The organism is Thiohalobacter sp. COW1, from assembly GCF_016629505.1.
Classification (GTDB): domain Bacteria; phylum Pseudomonadota; class Gammaproteobacteria; order Thiohalobacterales; family Thiohalobacteraceae; genus Thiohalobacter; species Thiohalobacter thiocyanaticus_A.
The window spans coordinates 1,928,254-1,944,500 of sequence record NZ_AP024239.1; the positions used below are offsets into that span (position 1 = coordinate 1,928,254).

Below are 16,247 nucleotides of genomic sequence, written 5' to 3' on the forward strand. Positions count from 1 at the left end.
CATAAAAACAACTCATTTAATGGCATTTCGGATTACACCCAAACGAAATATTTGGATTGACGCCAGATTCGCTTGTAGTGATAAATGAGGGCCGCTCTGTTGCACCTTGCATTCTGCGCGATTCATTAATAATCACTCCCGCCGGACCACCTACCCGTTGGGGTAGCATATCGGTCACAACATCGACAGTTGCAGCCGTTACTGTCTCTCCCAAATTCGGCCTGATCAATTGCTCAACCCCAGAAGAACCAGCAGAAATAGCACCAAAGACAAGAACCCCTTGTGGCTGAGCAGCTACACCACTTAACATAGCCGCAAAACCAGACTGTCTGGACAATTCGCCCAAAAAGTCCGCCGCATCATTTCTTGACACAGACATATTATGTTGTCTATATGATGTACTGAATGCATTGAGTCCCACTGGATCATTCAGCAAAACCGGATTCCCACCCACATAGGCATACAGGTTCAGCCCGCCCTCGAACCCGATCGGATCCTCGGAGATGAACCGGCCCACCTCGGCATCGTAGTAGCGCGCCCGCATGTAGTACAGCCCCGCGGCCTCTTCCATCACCCCGTACTGGCCGACGTAGGTGAAGGGCTGCGGGATGGCCTCCGTTTTGTCGACCACCCGGCCGTAGGGGCGGTAGCTGTAGGCGTTGACGATCTGTTCATCCGCATCGGTCAGCGCCACCGTGCTGCCCAGGGCGTCGAAGTGGTAGGTGTAGGCTGTCCCGTCCTCGATCAGCGCGATCAGGCCCTGGCCGTGGACATAGTGGCGGGTGATCGTGCCGCCGACGTCGGCCTCGGCGATCAGGTTGCCGGCGGCGTCGTGGATGTACTGGGTCGTCTCGCCGTCGCGGGTGGCCGTGAGGCGGTTGCCCGCGCCGTCGTACGCGTACTGGGTGTCGGCCCCGAGGCCGACCAGCCGGTGGGCGGGGTCGAAGGCGAGGGTCGTGCCGCTCCGGTCGGTCAGCTGGCCCTCGGCGTCATAGGCGAAGCTCTCACCCCCGGCCGTCTGCAGCCGGGTGCGCTCGGCGTTGTAGCTCAGCGGCGTCTCGCCCGCTTCCAGGCTGACCGGGTGCAGGGGCGCTTCGCGCACCTCCTGGGTCCGGTTGCCGTTGCCGTCCAGGCTGAACTGCTGCTCCCATACCACGCTGGCGTCGCTGCGGCGGTGGGTCAGGCGGGTCAGACGGTCGGCGGTGTCGTAGTGGTAGTTCACCACGCTGCCATTGGCATTGAGTTGCAGCACCAGCCGCCCAGCCGGGTCGTAGACATACTCGGTGGTGCGGCTCGCCCAGTCGGTGACGGTGCGCAGCCGGCTCAGGGCGTCGTAGCCGTAGCTCACTGTCCTGCCGTCCGGGTAGGTCAGACCGGTCAGGTTGCCGGCGGCGTCGTAGGCATAGCCCACGCTGTGGCCGTTGGCGTCGGTGCTGGCGATCAGCCGGCCGGCCCCGTCGTAGCGGTTGGTGGTGCTGCCCTGCGGGTCGGTCATCTCCACCAGGCGGTCGTGGGCATCGTAGCGGTAGCTGACCGTCGTCCCGTCCGCGTATTCCTGTCGGGCCACCTTGCCGGTGGCGGTGTACTCTGTGGTCACGGTATCGCCGTTGCGGTCGGTGGTGCTGATCCGCCGGCCGGCGCCGTCGTAGCCGTGGGTCACGGTCTCGCCCTGCGGATCGGTGCGCTCGGTGACCAGCCCCCGGTCGTCATAGGCAAAGGCCGTGGTCGCCCCTTCGCGGTCGGTCAGTGACAGCAGCCGGCCGAGCGGGTCGTGGTCCCGGGCCACTTCCGGATAGCTGCCCGTGACGGTCGAGCTCACCTGGCCGTAGGCGTCGTGGTCGTGGGTGGTCGTCACGCCGCGGGCGTCGGTGCGGCCGGCCAGCAGGCCGGCGGCGGTGTAATCCAGAGCCACCTCGTTGCCCTCGCCGTCGCGCCGGGCGATGACGTGGTGGGCGGCGTCGTAGTCCTGCTCCGATGCATGCCCCAGCGGGTCCTCGGTCCGGATCAGGCGGTGCTGGGTGTCGTAGATGTATAACGTCTGCTGTGACAGGGCGTTGGTCTGGCTGAGTCGGTTGTGATTGCCGTCATAGGTATGGACGGTCTCGTTGCCGCGTGGGCCGATCTCCCTGACCGGGTGGTCCTGGCCGTCATAGTCGGTGCGTGTGCGGTTGCCCAGGGCATCCTGCTGGGCCACGAGGCGGCCACGGCGGTCGAAGAAATGGGTCGTGCGGTTGCCGAACGGGTCCTCTTCGCTGCTGGAGAAGCCGGTATAGTGCAGATGGTAGCTTTCGGTGCCCGTATCGCGCGGCGCCCGCTGCTCGATCACCCGGTCCCGGCCGTCGTAGGTGTTGTCCACAATCACTGCCCCGGTGGGGTCGGTGGCGGTCAGGATACGGTGGGCATCGTCATAGCCGTACAACCAGCTGTAACCGGCCAGATCGCGCACCTCGGTGAGGTCCTCGCCGGTGTGGATGTAGCTCAGGCTCCGGCCCTCGGAGTCACCCACGGACGTGAGCCGGTCGCCACTGTAGCCGAAGTCCAGGTACCGGCCATAGGTGTCCGTCACCCGGATGAGGCGCTCGCCGGAGTAATCGAAGCTCAGGCTGTTACCGTCGATGTCGCTCAGGGTGGCGATGTGGTCATTGCCGTTGAAGGCCATCACCGTGCCGAAGCGCTCGCGCAGCTCAAAGCTCGCGCCTGTTGCGACCAGGTCGGTGGTCACCCCTGGCGGGGCGACATAACTGCCGTCGGGTAGTTCCAGGTAGGTGGCGGATTTGCCGCCGGTATGGACCGAGACGGCATTGTCCTGGAGCTGGCCGAGCGCCCAGTCGGCCGTCAGGGCGCCCGTCACCCAGGCCTTGAGCTGGGGCGGCACGCCGGAGGCCATCAGCTCCAGCGTAGCCGTGGCCGCCACGATCAAGGGTGCGGCATCCAGCGGTGTCCGCGTGCCCAGGCCGGCCTGTATGTCACTATGGCGACGCAGGTAGATGTCATAGCTATGGGTCCAGCCCGGGCCCAGACCGGCCGTGTCCTCTGCAGTCGACTGGCTGTTGTAGAAGCGGGTCAGCGCCAGGCCGCGGGCACCCGAATCCCCCAGGGCGATATCCGTGTTCTTGACCAGATAGGCGCCGGTGGCCAGATCGACGGGGTCGACAGCGGGGATCTCGACCTTCTCGAACTGCCGGGTCAGCTGGGATATCTGCTTGGTGCTCAGGGTGTTGGGATTGACCAAGGCATCCGTGACGCCGAAGCCGCCGTTGAGCTGGACATCACCGCCGATGATCATACCCAGTTCACTGCCGCTGCCGTCGACGAGGAAATCCACATAGCCCTTACCGGACCAGTCCATCAGGCTGATGCTGCCGTTGGCGGGCAGTATCAGCAGCGCGCCCTCATTCACCCGGTCCTGGAAGGCATCCAGATCCTGGTTACTGTAGCCGCTCAGCTGTGGCCGAATTGTGGCGTAGTTGTCGGCATCGGCGGCGTAGATCCAGGTGCCGTTGGCATTGGCCAGCGCCATCAGCTTGATGGTGGAGACGGCAGGATTCTCCGCGCCCTGCAACTGCTCCAGCACGCCATGCTCCATGGCGGAGGCCAGAAATGACATGGAGCGGAAGGCGGCGGCGTCATTCTCCGTGCCGCTGCGCCCGACGGTGGAGATGAACTGGTTTTTCACGTCGATGTAGTAGCTCGCCTCCTGGCCGACGACGCCGAAACGATGATGATCCACGCGGTGGATATTGGCCAGGTTGCCGAGCAGATCCCGGTTGAGCGCGGTCTGCTGCATCCAGGTCTGGCCGATGACATTCAGGGACTCCGTCAGTACCTCGCGGGATTCCGGTGCCAGCCCATCCGACAGGTAGCCGTTCAGCTGGCGTTGACGCGTCTCCAGCAGCAGACTGCCGCGGTCCGCGCCGAAGCCCGATGTGATCACATAGGTGCCGCCGCGCTTGAGCTGATACACCGCGTCCTGATCGCCATATTCCCCGTCATTGGCGGCATAGGGATGGTCGATGCTGATGATCATCTCGTTCGGATCGCTGCCGGCACCCGGAGCACTGCCTTCCGAGGCGATCACCTCATCCTCAAGCCACAGCCGGGCCAGGGGCAGGTTCCGGGTCTCGCCCAGCAACTGCAACAGATCCACGTCCGGATACGTCAGGCCGTCGTAGGTGAGATCGAATCGAATGTCGGCGATGTGGGAGCCCGTCTGATCGGCGAGATAGCGAACGTCGATGACGCGCTGACCATTGACACTCACATTGCCGGCAGCGGCGCCGCTGACGAGCGCAAAGCGCGCCGGATCGTCTCCGTTCAGGGACACCGAGTCAATGGTCAGGGTATAGTTACCGTTGTTGTCGAGCCTGGCCGTGCCGTCGACGGCGTGATCGAGATAGGTCGAGCCGAAGTTGAAGCCGCTGCCGTCCAGGTCAGGGCTCTCGGCCACGAATCCGGTAAGAGTGCGGGTGCAATCCTGGGTATCGTATACCGTGCCGTTATAGACCACATCCACGGAGCAGTTCATGGTGCGGCTCTTCTGGCCGCGGGACTGTCCGATGCCCGAGAATTCGAACACCACATCCCGCGTCTGCCCCGGCGACAGGGTGAAAGTGCCGCCGCCGCTGAGCAGGGAGAAGGCGCTGCTGCCGCTGCCAAGCGAAACCGTATAACGGAGGCTGGCGACATTGGTCGGATCATTGGAAAAGGTCAGCGGCCCCGAGATGGTGCTCGACTGGTTGGTTCGGCCGAAATCAATAGCCGATCCCGTCGACTGGATCTGCACCAAAGGGGAATCCTCGTTGCCATCGTCGATGTCCGGCTCCGGCATATTGAAGGAGAAACTCTCGTCCAGCACCAGCGGATCGGACGTCACGGTCCGGGTTTCATCTGCGTCAGCCTGCAGCGTCTGCACTTCCACGGACTGCGTCTCCACACCCTCTTCATAGGTGAGCGCCAGCTTCCTGCCCGCAATGTCCGCGATATTACGGGTGACATCGATCCCGCCGTGTCGAATCCGCAGCGTATGGGTATATTGCGAGGGGATCTCCGACCATGTCACGATACCACTGACGGGAAACGGCAGGGACGCGGGCAGCGCATCAAGTTCCACCTGCCGGATTCTCCGGCCACCCGTGATCGCATCCACTTCCGCGTTCGGCAGATTCTGGGAAATATACGCCACCAGATTACCGGTATACTGAGCCAACTGGCCACCCAGCGCCTGGCTATCCAGGTTGCGGATGGCATCCGTAGCGGTTTCGCCGGATGCAGCCGCAAGCAGATCATACCCGGAATACCCCATTGCGCCGGCCAGATCTATCCCTGGAATGGTTTCGTACACCTTGAACGCCGGATCAAGATCAAAAGTGCCTGAAGATACGCTGGCAACGACCCAAACGCGGTTCATCACTGCCTGCCCGCCACTCACGGATGCGGGAATTCCACCATTGCCCAATACGGACGCAATCACGCCATCATTACCGGCCACGCCCAGCCAGCCCGACATATCCTGTCCATCGGCCCCGCCCGATACCGGGATCGACATCTGACCGAAGCGGTAATCGGCATTGTGTCCAGCCGCCCGAAGCAGCTCAACGAGCAATGCGGCCTGATCGAAGTCGTTGCCGGCACGCTCAAGCAGCGTCAGATGCGCGCCTTTGAGACGCCCGTAATAGGGCGCGTACTCAATGTGATTCCTGACGAATGCATAGATCTGCACTGGATCATCCTCCAGCGCCGCCGCCAGCCGGGCGAAATTCTCTGCCGGAGTTTCCTGCTCCGCGTGCAACTGTATTTCCTGGGTGTCAAACCGGTTTACGGCCGCCCCTCCATAAAATTCATTCGCCTCATCGGGGCTGACGAGCTCAGCCGAACGATTATGCCACCCCTCCGGTACAGCGCCGACAGGCCAGGGAGAAGACAGGACCAGAACACAAACGATTGCCACAACGAAACGGAAGGGGGTTCTTAATATCATCAGGACCATCCTTATCTTTATATTTTGGTTTCGTATTAATCTTATGGCAACCAATTCTAGCATTCGATTAGCGCGTTTCAAGTAAAATTCAATGTCTGGTCAAGATATTCCATACATTATTCTATAGAATCCCTATATGGATGTTATGCATCACCTTACCCAGACATCCAGCAATTTAATGCTTATCGCTATCACGGATATATCATTTTTCCTGCTCATACTTGACTACGACAAAAACTGCTTCTAATGTCTCTAACATCTCTTAGAGAAGAATCACGCGAACAATAATCCGTAAATATTCTGTCTATCCAGATCAAAATATCTGACTGGAACCACGCAGGTCATACCGGGCTGCCCAGATAGCCGCCTGATGCTTATAAAATTCAACAATGCATTTATAATCATAAGAATACGAACAAATAACAAAGGAAATGCTATGAATAAACACAGGCTCACAACCGCCTTTGCCCTGGCTTACCTGGGCGCAACACCAACCATGGCAACGGTTACCCTCAATTACGCCTATGACGACCTGAACCGCGTCACTGCCGCGGTTCGCTCGGACGGGCCGGAGTTCAGCTTCGATTACGACGACATGACGAACATCGTCAGAATGGATTTCCTGAATCCGGACAGTGACGGGGATGGGTTGAAGGACATCGAGGAAATCCAGATACACGGCACCGAAGCCCTGATATCGGATTCTGACGGCGACGGGCTGTCCGATGCCGATGAAGTCCATGCCCACAACACCAATCCGCTGAATTCCGATTCAGACAATGACGGCTTCAGTGACGGGCAGGAAATTCAGTATGGATCGGACCCGCTTGATTCCGGCTCGGTTCCCGCTGTGGCCGACGGCGATCTCAACGGCGACGGTCTGGTAGATGCCGCGGATGTCATGCTTGCCGAGCGGATTGTCCTGGGCCAACTCGACCCCGACCAGAACCAGTCAATTCATGGCGATGTAGCGCCCCTGGCCGATGGCACCCCCTCACCGGACGGCAAAATCGATATCAATGACCTGCAGGTAATCAAACGCAAGGCGCTCGGGCACGTGAATTTTTAACGAATAACTAGAAATCAGGAGCCAGACAACATGCATGCATTCACTAATTTCATAAAGCTGACCCTTGGGCTTGCCGCCATTATGGCTTTTCTATCCGGCTGCGGCGGAATACACAGCTTTCCACACCAGGCCCGTGCCGGCGATACCGTCGCCCTGGCTGTTGGCTGGATGGAAACCTTTGAACGGAATGAGGTCACGGTCCATATCACGGCATCTGACGGTACGGTCACCACCCTGGCGCCGGGTGACCCTGCGGTAAGAGCGGTCGTGAATCTCTATCCCGATCCCCTGTCATACAACATGGTGGGGGTAAGAACGGGGCTTCGGGATTATCGTGGGGGCAGTGACTATGGTTCTGTCATAGAGGGAATGCATACGGGTAACGACCCCGACTGGTATGAAACCGTTATCTTCCTTGACCTTCCCACGAATCTGCCGACCGGGATATCTGAGATCGATATGCAGTCCGCCGAAGGCGAGAATTACAGCATCAGCGTGGACATCATCCCCGGGCAGGGCGAACCGGATACTTTTGAAGCAGAATCATTGGGCGGACTTTCTCAGATGCAGCTGCGCTCGCTTGAACGCGCCCCTCACTATATCGTCAAATTCGATGGAGCTGATCAATACCCGGCGGCAATACATATTCAATTAACCCATGATCCTGACGAGACCGCTGGCGGCGAAGGAATTGCCTATGTCGTCAACCCAAGAACCGAACGCAAGAACCTTTCCTGGACTGACGACGGCACCAACATGCAGGTCATGATCACCCCAAGCGGTGATGGGACTTGGGAAGATTCCAGGCTTTCCGCCTATGGCTGGAAACGATATAAATTCTATGTCACAGGCAACATCACAAACCTGCAGGCACAAAACGTCAACGCCTATGATAGCGTCGGCAATCCTATCAGCGGTATCACTGCGAATATCATCGAGAGAAGCTATACGACCTCGCCTGATTAGACAGCAATCTCATTAGAGCTGACCACTGAATCGAGACGCGAGCAGGAAGGCGAGCACGATCACCCCGACAAAGGTCGCCGCGAGCCCGCCCAGCGCCCGGCGCCGGTAGCGGCGGCTAAGCCGGTCCTGGGGATGGGCGGAAAGAATGAAGGCCTGCGCCGAAGAGGCCGGCCGGCGCAGCAGATTGACCGCGGGCTCGGCGGCCTTGTGGGCACGTTCCTGAATGGCCCGCCGCTGCGCGGCGTCCCGGGCCCGCTCCCATTCGCCGGCATCGATATGACCATCGCCATTGGCGTCGAAGCGTGCCAGCAGGCCGGCCTGATCCTGTTTCCAGTGTCGCAGCAGCGCGGCGGTGGCATCCTTCAACTCGCCGTCGGCGGTGCGGATGGATTCGAACCAGCCGACGGCGTACAGCGGCCCCGGCAGCAGGCGCTCCTCGGTATAGCGGTAGTCGCCGGCCGTGAAGCGCAGGCCGCCCCGACGCCGCGGCGGCCCGGCCGACGGCCAGCGGCTGTGGCCGCGCCAGACGTCCTTGTCGTCGGGATGCACCTCGGCGCCGTCGGGATCGATCACGCAGCGCCCGGTCGTATCATCGAGTTCAAACAGGCCTTCGCTGGTGCCGGAATCGACCGTCCGCCAGTGGCTGCGCGAATGGCCCTTGCTGTCGTAGGTATGTTCCTCGTGCTCGATGCGGTAGCGGTACCAGACACACCGGCGGCCGGTGAGCGGCGCGACGATGGGCGGGCCGGGCAGCAGCCGGGCCTCGCCCTCCAGTTCCACATAGCCCTGCGGGGCGGAGCGGATGCGTGCCGTGGGGGTGTCCTCGATCAGCCGCGCCCGCGACCAGTTGCGCCAGATGGCCTGGAAGGCGACCAGCACAACAATGCCGACGATGACGCTCACCACCACGAAGCCACCGGTGGACATGCGCTGGATGTCGGCGGCGAAGTCGGTGAGCATGGGGGTCTCCGGCGGGGATCAGGCTGGGCGGTCTACAGCCGCGGATGAGCACGGATAAGGGCTACCTCGTCATTGCGAGGCGCGTAGCGCCGTGGCAATCCCCTGACGCCTGCTTCTGCTTCATGAGATTGCCACGCTACGCTCGCAATGACGTTGTATTATCCGTGCTCATCCGCGGCTGGAATGCCACGATCACGGAATCACCCCGCGAACAGGCCCTTCAGATCCACGTCCGCCTTTTCCTCCTCGGCGAACTCCAGCAGGTCGAAGGGACCGAAGCCGAATTTGCGGGCGACGATCACGTCGGGGAACTGCTCGATGCGCACGTTGTTGAGGTTGACGCTTTCGTTGTAGTACTCGCGCCGGTCGGCGATGCTGTTCTCCAGCGCCGTGACCCGGTCGGCCAGGTGCTGAAAGTTGGTGTTGGCCTTGAGATCGGGATAGGCCTCGGCCAGGGCGAACAGGTTGCCCAGCCCCAGGCGCAGCTGGGTCTCGGCCTGGCCCAGCGCGGGCACGTCCCCGCCCTCGCGGGCGGCGGCCACCCGGGCGCGCGCCTGCATCACCTTCTCCAGGGTCTCCTGCTCATAACCCATGTACTGCTTGCACACCTCAACCAGCTTGGGCAGCTCGTCGTGGCGCTGCTTGAGCAGCACGTCGATGTTGGACCAGGCCTTGGCGACATTGTGCTTGAGCGCGACCAGATGGTTATAGATGACGATGCCGTAGACGATCAGCAGGATCGCCGCCACCAGCAGCACGATCAGGAGCACATCACCGAGACCCATACGCGTTTCCTTCTTGTTCTTTATTTCCGGCAGCCGGAGACTTCAGCTTTCGTTCTCCAGCGAAGGATCCCAGCCGAGTTCACGTGCCTTGCGAATGGCCTCGCCGTGGATGCGCGCGTGGCGCTCGCGCAGATCGGGCGGCAGCTGGCTGGCCAGGTGGCCATGGGACTCCCAGGCCTTGTAGACCTGATCGTAGAGCATCTCGATCCGGCCGTAATCCCAGCCGTCGCAGGTCTCGTCCTCGGACAGCAGACCGAACACCCAGGCATCGCGGATGATCTTGCCGATATCCGTCATGCCGCCCCAGTGATCGTTGTTGATGCCGGGATAGATCTTGTGTTTCGCCATAGTTGCTGCCATCCGCTTCGTGTAATCCTGCCCTGTCAGTCCGGGATTGTATGTGCCCACCGTACCAGCGACAACCGCGCCCGCTCTCCTGCCAGCCCCCATTTTCCCTTGATACCCGCGCACTTCGATGTTAATTATGAATTTTGCAACCCAGTCGGGAGCAGAATGACCAGCCCGATCGTATCCACTGCGGAACTCGCCGAGCATCTCGACGCCCCCGACTGGCGGGTCATCGACTGCCGCTTCGACCTCGCCCAACCCGATGCCGGCCTGGAAGCCTACCGCGAAGGCCATATCCCCGGCGCCGTCTATGCCCATCTGGAACAGGATATGTCCGGCCCGGTCTCTGAGAGCGGCGGCCGCCATCCCCTGCCTGACCCGGCCGTGCTGCGCGCCACCTTCTCTGACTGGGGCATCGGACCGCAGACCCGGGTGGTGTGCTACGACTATCGCACCAACGCCTATGCCGGCCGCCTGTGGTGGTTGCTGCGCTGGCTCGGTCATGAGCGGGCGGCCGTACTCGACGGCGGCCTGGAGAAATGGCTGGCCGAGGAGCGTCCGCTCAGTCAGGACCTGCCGCAGCCCTCGCCTCCGGTGCCGTTTGAGGGCCAACCGGATGCGACCATGACGGCGGATGCCGCCGAAATCTTCGAGGACCTGGATGACGGTGAACTCTGCCTGATCGACGTGCGCGGCGAGGCCCGCTTCAGCGGCGACGAGGAACCCATCGACCCGGTCGCGGGCCATATCCCGGGCGCGGCCAACCTGCCCTTCGGCAAGAACCTGGACGTCTCCGGCTGCTATCTGCCCCCGGAAGCGCTGCGCAAGATGTATACCCGCCTCCTGGGCGATCACCCCCCGCAGGACTGCGTGGTGATGTGCGGCTCCGGCGTGACCGCCTGCCAGACCCTGGTCGCACTGGAACACGCCGGCCTGGGCGGCGCCCGCCTGTACCCCGGTTCCTGGAGTGAATGGATCCGCGACCCCAACCGCCCGGTGGAAATCGGCAGCGGCGACTGAATCCATCAGAATTGCCGTTATTTAATATCGAAAATTTCCCATAAAAAATCCCATAGACAGGGTCGCTATGATAATCAGCGAGATGTATATTAAATACATCTAATATTATCGAATCAGGAGTGATGACCCATGCTCGAAGTCCATGCCTCCATGCGGATTCGCAACCAGCCGCTGAAACGCACCCCGGTGATCCTCTATCTGGATACGGATCCCGAGCATCCGCTGACCACCAGCACCGACCGCGAGGGCGTGGCGGTGTTCGACATCCCCCCGGCCAGCGGCAAGATCAGTGTCATGGGGGCGGTGCGCTATCACGGTCACCTCGAGGGCCGGGTGGACATCAGCATCTGGTCACCCACCGACGGCGACAGCGTCCACACCCGCGGCGCGCCGGGCGGCACCAAGGGCGGCAGCACCGCCTACCCCAACATGAAGACCCGCACCCTCGAGGTGGACGGTCAGGAGATCGTCACCGACAGCGAAGGCTACCTGGTCAACCTGGACGACTGGTCGGAAGGCTTCGTGCGCGCCGAGGCCGCTCATGAAGGGCTGGAACTGACCCCGGAGCACTGGGAGATCGTCCGCTATCTGCGCGACTTCTACGAGCAGCACCACCTGCAGGCCAACGTGCGTGAGATCATCAAGGAGTTCCGCCGGCGCTGGGGGAAGGACAGGGGCAGCAACCGCTACCTGCACGACCTGTTTCCGCGCGGCGGTCCGCAGAAACAGGGCAACCGGCTGGCCGGGCTGCTACGCGTGAAGGGCGAACACTAGCAGACCGTTGAAAAACCCTTTATTCCCCTCTCCCCCGCGCGGTGGGAGAGGGGAATGACATGATGCTGCCGGGAAGTTTTTCAACAACCTGCCAGGGCATCAATCCGCCGTACCGGGCAGCAGCGCCTGCAGCCGGGCCCGGTTCTCCACCACCTGCGCCAGGGTGATGTCGTCCAGCACGCCGTAGAAGGCCTCTTCGGCCTGGTGAAATATCCCGCGCAGCATGCAGGCCGTCTCGATGCGGCACTCAGAGCCCTGCGGACGAAAGCACTCCACCAGGACCGAATCGGCCTCGGTGCGGCGCAGCACGGCACCGATGGAGATCGCCTCGGGGGCCTGCTTGAGCCGGACCCCGCCGCCCTTGCCGCGGGTGGTCTCCACATAACCGTCGCCGGCCAGCTGATGGACCACCTTCATCAGGTGGTTCTTGGAAATGCCGTAAGCCTCGGCAATCCCGGCGATGGTGGTTACGGAGTGCTCCTGCACGGCGAGGTAGATCAATACCCGCAGGGTGTAGTCGCTGAAAGTGGTCAAACGCATCGCAATTCCTGCTCCGGGAGATTCTGTCTCCGAATGAAAAGCCTATACCCACCGGTCCTGCCCGCAATTGATCCCGGTCAGGATCTGGCGCTGCCGGGCGGGTGGGCGGTGTAAGAACCGGGAAGTTTACCCGGCCAGGGGGGGATGGGTCTCTCTTCCGACCGCAAATCCTGTCATAATGTTCCGCTCGTGAACCTCCAGCCCGCCCGGTATCTGCCGTGAATGCATCTCCGATCCAGCGTCGTCCCAGTGTCCCTGTCCGCATCGGTCCCGTGACCGTGGGCGGTCCGGCCCCGGTGGCGGTCCAGTCCATGACCAACACCGACACGGCCGACATCGCAGCCACGGCGGCCCAGGTGGCCGAACTGGCGCGCGCCGGCTCGGAACTGGTGCGCATCACGGTCAATTCCGAAGCCGCCGCCGCAGCCGTCCCGGCGATCCGCGAACGCCTGGATGCCCAGGGCCTGGCCACGCCCCTGATCGGCGATTTCCACTTCAACGGCCACAAGCTGCTGACGAAGTACCCCGGCTGTGCCGAGGCGCTGGCCAAGTACCGCATCAATCCCGGCAATGTCGGCCGCGGCAGCCGGAAGGATGAACAGTTCGCCACCATCATCGAACTGGCCTGCAGATACGACAAGCCGGTGCGCATCGGCGTGAACTGGGGCAGCCTGGACCAGGCCCTGGTGGTGCGGATGATGGACGAGAATGCCCGCCTGCCGCAGCCGCGCGAGGTCGAAGAGGTGACCCGCGAGGCCCTGATCGCCTCTGCCCTGGACAGCGCCCGCCAGGCCGAGGCCCTGGGACTACCCCACGACCGCATCATCCTGTCGGTGAAGATGAGCGGAGTGCAGGATCTGATCGCCGTCTATCGCGATCTGGCCGGACGCTGCGACTATCCGCTGCACCTGGGCCTGACCGAGGCCGGCATGGGGGTGAAGGGCATCGTCTCCTCCACTGCCGCCCTGGCCGTACTGTTGCAGGAAGGCATCGGCGACACCATCCGCATCTCGCTCACCCCCGAGCCGGGCGCGTCCCGGACTCAGGAAGTGCAGGTGGCCCAGTCCATCCTGCAGTCCATGGGCCTGCGCAGCTTCCTGCCGCAGGTGGTCTCCTGCCCCGGCTGCGGCCGCACCACCAGCACCTATTTCCAGGAGTTGTCACAGGACATCCAGTCATACCTGCGCGAACAGATGCCGGTCTGGCGCGAGCAGTACCCGGGCGTGGAGGCCATGACCGTGGCGGTGATGGGCTGCGTGGTCAACGGCCCCGGCGAGTCGAAACAGGCCAACATCGGCATCAGCCTGCCCGGCACCGGCGAGCGCCCGGTCGCGCCGGTCTATGTCGACGGCGAGAAGACCGTCACCCTCAAGGGCGAGACGCTGGCGCAGGACTTCCAGGCGCTGATCGAGGACTACGTGGAGCGGAATTACGGAGTGAGGCGTGATGCGTGATCAGGGAATTCGCATGGCGGTTGTCATTTCCACCTCGCCGTCATCCCCGCGCAGGCGGGGATCCAGTGACCGCGGAGGTATGTGGATTCCCGCCTGCGCGGGAATGACGTGATGGGAGGTAACAGGCTTGCGCTGCAGCTCGCAATCCTCACGCCTCACCCCTTGATCTCCTCCACCCGCCAGGTATCCAGAAAGCGCTGCTGGGACTCGGTCAACGCGTCGATGCCGATCCCCAGCGTCTGCAGCTTGATCTCGGCCACCTGCCGGTCCACCAGATCCGGCACCGCGTGCACGCCGGGTGTTAGTTCATCGGCGTGCTGGTACAGGTGCAGCGCGGCCATGAACTGCATAGCGAAGGTCTGATCCATCACCTCCACCGGATGTCCCATGGCGGTCGGCGTGGCCAGGTTGACCAGCCGGCCCTCGGCGACCAGGTGAAGTTCACGGCCATCATTCAGACGGAAGGCCTCGATACCGGGCCGGACCTCCTCCCGCGCCACCGCCATTTCCGCCAGCGCACGGGCATCGATCTCGACATTGAAATGCCCGGCATTGGCCAGCAGGGCGCCGTCGCGCATGCGCTCGAAATGCTCGGCGCGGATCACCTCGCGGTTGCCGGTGGTGGTGATGAAGATCTCGCCCCAGGCCGCGGCCTCGGCCATGGCGGTCACGCGGAAACCGGCCATGTGCGCGCGCAGGGCCTGGCGCGGCTCGATCTCGGTCACCGTGACCTGGGCACCCAGGGCCCGGGCCTTGTGGGCGATACCCTGACCACAGTCGCCGTAGCCGGCGACGACCACCTGCTTGCCGGCCAGCAACAGGTTGGTGGTCAGCAGCAGGTTGGTCAGGGAGGATTCACCGGTACCGTGGATATTGTCGAACTCGTGTTTCATGGGCGTATCGTTGACCGCGTAGGCGGGAAACTTCACCGCGCCCTCGCGCGCCATGGCCTGCATGCGCTGCACCCCGGTGGTGGTCTGCTCGCACATGCCGCGCAGCCCCTGCAGCAGTTCCGGACGCCGGTGCACCAGGCAGGCGGTCAGTTCGGCGGCATCGTCCAGGATCAGGTCGGGTCCGTGTTCCAGCGCAGCCAGATGCAGTTCCAGCAGCCGTTCCTCGCTCACGCCGCGTTCGGCATAGCCGCTGATGCCGTCCTGTGCGTTCAGCGCGGCGACCACGTCGTCCTGACTCGAACCGGGTTCGCTGCCGGTGAAGACCACCTCCGCCCCGGCTGCCGCCAGAGTCTCCACGAATACTCCCGTCTTGGCCTCGATATGGGAACAGACCGCAATGGTCAGTCCGGCGAAGGGCCGCGTCTCACCATAGCGGCGGCGCAACTCGGCGTGCACCGGCATGTGCGCACGCGCCCAGGCCAGCTTGCGGCGGCCGGTTTCGATATCGGGAGAAGATGACATTTCCAGCTCCGGTGATTTCCGAGGCCGGACAGTGTGCAACAGGCGAAGGAAGGGGACAAATACGGCGGCCCTTTATGCCCTTCAGGGTAGTCGGGCGAGCGCGGCGAGTAATCCAGTGACCTCGGCGGCTTCTGGATCCCGGCCTGCGTGGGGATGATAAACGGTGGAGATGGGCGCCTTTGTCAGGAGAAAGGCTGTCGTGGCTTGTTCAGTGTGTCCGCGTTATTCCGTAGCGATCCTGGCTTTTGTGCCCAGTCCTCACTCCCCGAACGTCTCGCGCAACCGTCGCAGGGTGGCGGGGCCGACGCCGTGAATGGCCAGCAGGGCCGTATCGGAACTGCGGCGCACCGCCTCGGGACTGCGCACGCCGGCGGTGAAGAGGGCCTTGGCGATACGCACATTCACACCGGCCTGGCGGAGTTCATTGAGAAAGTCCCGGGGCGAAACCCGCGGCTGCGGCTGCGGCTGCGGTCGATTCCGGTGCATGTCCCGGACCGGGGCGGGAGCGGATTCGCGCCGTGCGCGTGCAGGCGCCGCCGGGCGCGCCGCCTGGCGGGGGATGTTGAACAGGAAATGCGCTGTCGCCATCAGGCCCGCCGAGGCCATGACAGCCACCAGCGAAGAGGCATCGGCGGCACCGGCCTGCAGACCGTGCAGCAGCACCCCCAGGCCCAGCAGGGCGAACAGGGCGGCCTGGCCGTGGAAGGCCAACGCCCAGCGCTGTTCCGCCCGGGCCGGCAGCCAGGCCCGCAACCGCTGCCCCAGCGCAGCAAAGGCCTGGTCGAACAGGGTGGCTTCCTGATACAGGTTGTCGTGTGCGGGATACATATCGAATCACCTCCCTGAAATGTTGCGACCATCCTTGCCCGAAGCGCAGTCCCGCTCCGTGATCCGGCTCGCAATTCAGCCCCGTCATGACGGGTTTCTGACGCCGCAGCC

The 16,247-nt window shown here is 62.8% G+C and carries 12 protein-coding genes; 5 read left to right on the forward strand and 7 right to left on the reverse strand.

Annotation, left to right across the window (positions count from 1 at the left end; genetic code table 11):
- Positions 1–16: 16 nt before the first annotated feature.
- Positions 17–5,788: an RHS repeat-associated core domain-containing protein gene (locus COW1_RS08985; RefSeq protein WP_201343959.1), complete on the reverse strand. Its 5,772-nt coding sequence runs from the start codon at positions 5,786–5,788 to the stop codon at positions 17–19.
- Between the two features lie 625 nt (positions 5,789–6,413).
- Between COW1_RS08985 and COW1_RS08990 the strand changes: the two genes are divergently transcribed.
- Complete coding sequence (locus COW1_RS08990; protein WP_201343960.1) at positions 6,414–7,046, forward strand: dockerin type I repeat-containing protein; 633 nt, start codon at positions 6,414–6,416, stop codon at positions 7,044–7,046.
- Between the two features lie 30 nt (positions 7,047–7,076).
- Positions 7,077–8,012: a hypothetical protein gene (locus COW1_RS08995; protein ID WP_201343961.1), complete on the forward strand. Its 936-nt coding sequence runs from the start codon at positions 7,077–7,079 to the stop codon at positions 8,010–8,012.
- Positions 8,013–8,024: 12 nt separating this feature from the next.
- Here COW1_RS08995 and COW1_RS09000 read toward each other — a convergent pair whose 3' ends face one another.
- The 3 genes from COW1_RS09000 to COW1_RS09010 form a co-directional block, all read right to left on the reverse strand.
- Entirely contained in the window at positions 8,025–8,972 is a 948-nt protein-coding gene (locus COW1_RS09000; RefSeq protein ID WP_201343962.1) for a GIDE domain-containing protein, read from the reverse strand.
- 200 nt (positions 8,973–9,172) lie between these two features.
- Entirely contained in the window at positions 9,173–9,757 is a 585-nt protein-coding gene (locus COW1_RS09005) for a LemA family protein (RefSeq protein WP_096365127.1), read from the reverse strand.
- 42 nt (positions 9,758–9,799) lie between these two features.
- Positions 9,800–10,105 carry a hypothetical protein gene (locus tag COW1_RS09010; protein WP_172844250.1) on the reverse strand — a complete coding sequence of 102 codons (306 nt, stop codon included), beginning with the start codon at positions 10,103–10,105 and terminating at the stop codon, positions 9,800–9,802.
- A 165-nt stretch (positions 10,106–10,270) separates the two neighbouring features.
- Here COW1_RS09010 and COW1_RS09015 point away from each other — a divergent pair, with 165 nt between their 5' ends.
- Together COW1_RS09015 and COW1_RS09020 are read left to right on the forward strand one after the other, a co-directional pair.
- Positions 10,271–11,125, forward strand: coding sequence for a sulfurtransferase (locus tag COW1_RS09015; protein WP_096365123.1), 855 nt, complete (start codon positions 10,271–10,273; stop codon positions 11,123–11,125).
- A 129-nt stretch (positions 11,126–11,254) separates the two neighbouring features.
- Entirely contained in the window at positions 11,255–11,899 is a 645-nt protein-coding gene (locus tag COW1_RS09020; RefSeq protein WP_096365121.1) for a TusE/DsrC/DsvC family sulfur relay protein, read from the forward strand.
- A 99-nt stretch (positions 11,900–11,998) separates the two neighbouring features.
- Here COW1_RS09020 and COW1_RS09025 read toward each other — a convergent pair whose 3' ends face one another.
- Positions 11,999–12,439 (reverse strand): Rrf2 family transcriptional regulator, encoded by a 441-nt coding sequence (locus COW1_RS09025; protein ID WP_096365119.1) that lies wholly within the window; start codon positions 12,437–12,439, stop codon positions 11,999–12,001.
- A 218-nt stretch (positions 12,440–12,657) separates the two neighbouring features.
- Here COW1_RS09025 and ispG point away from each other — a divergent pair, with 218 nt between their 5' ends.
- On the forward strand, positions 12,658–13,893 hold the full coding sequence (gene ispG, locus COW1_RS09030; protein ID WP_096365117.1) for a flavodoxin-dependent (E)-4-hydroxy-3-methylbut-2-enyl-diphosphate synthase: 1,236 nt from the start codon (positions 12,658–12,660) through the stop codon (positions 13,891–13,893).
- A gap of 155 nt (positions 13,894–14,048) precedes the next feature.
- On the opposite strand, the gene COW1_RS09035 is transcribed toward ispG, so the two are convergent.
- Together COW1_RS09035 and COW1_RS09040 are read right to left on the reverse strand one after the other, a co-directional pair.
- Complete coding sequence (locus COW1_RS09035; RefSeq protein WP_096365115.1) at positions 14,049–15,308, reverse strand: adenosylhomocysteinase; 1,260 nt, start codon at positions 15,306–15,308, stop codon at positions 14,049–14,051.
- 258 nt (positions 15,309–15,566) lie between these two features.
- Positions 15,567–16,136: a helix-hairpin-helix domain-containing protein gene (locus COW1_RS09040; protein ID WP_201343963.1), complete on the reverse strand. Its 570-nt coding sequence runs from the start codon at positions 16,134–16,136 to the stop codon at positions 15,567–15,569.
- Positions 16,137–16,247: the final 111 nt, after the last annotated feature.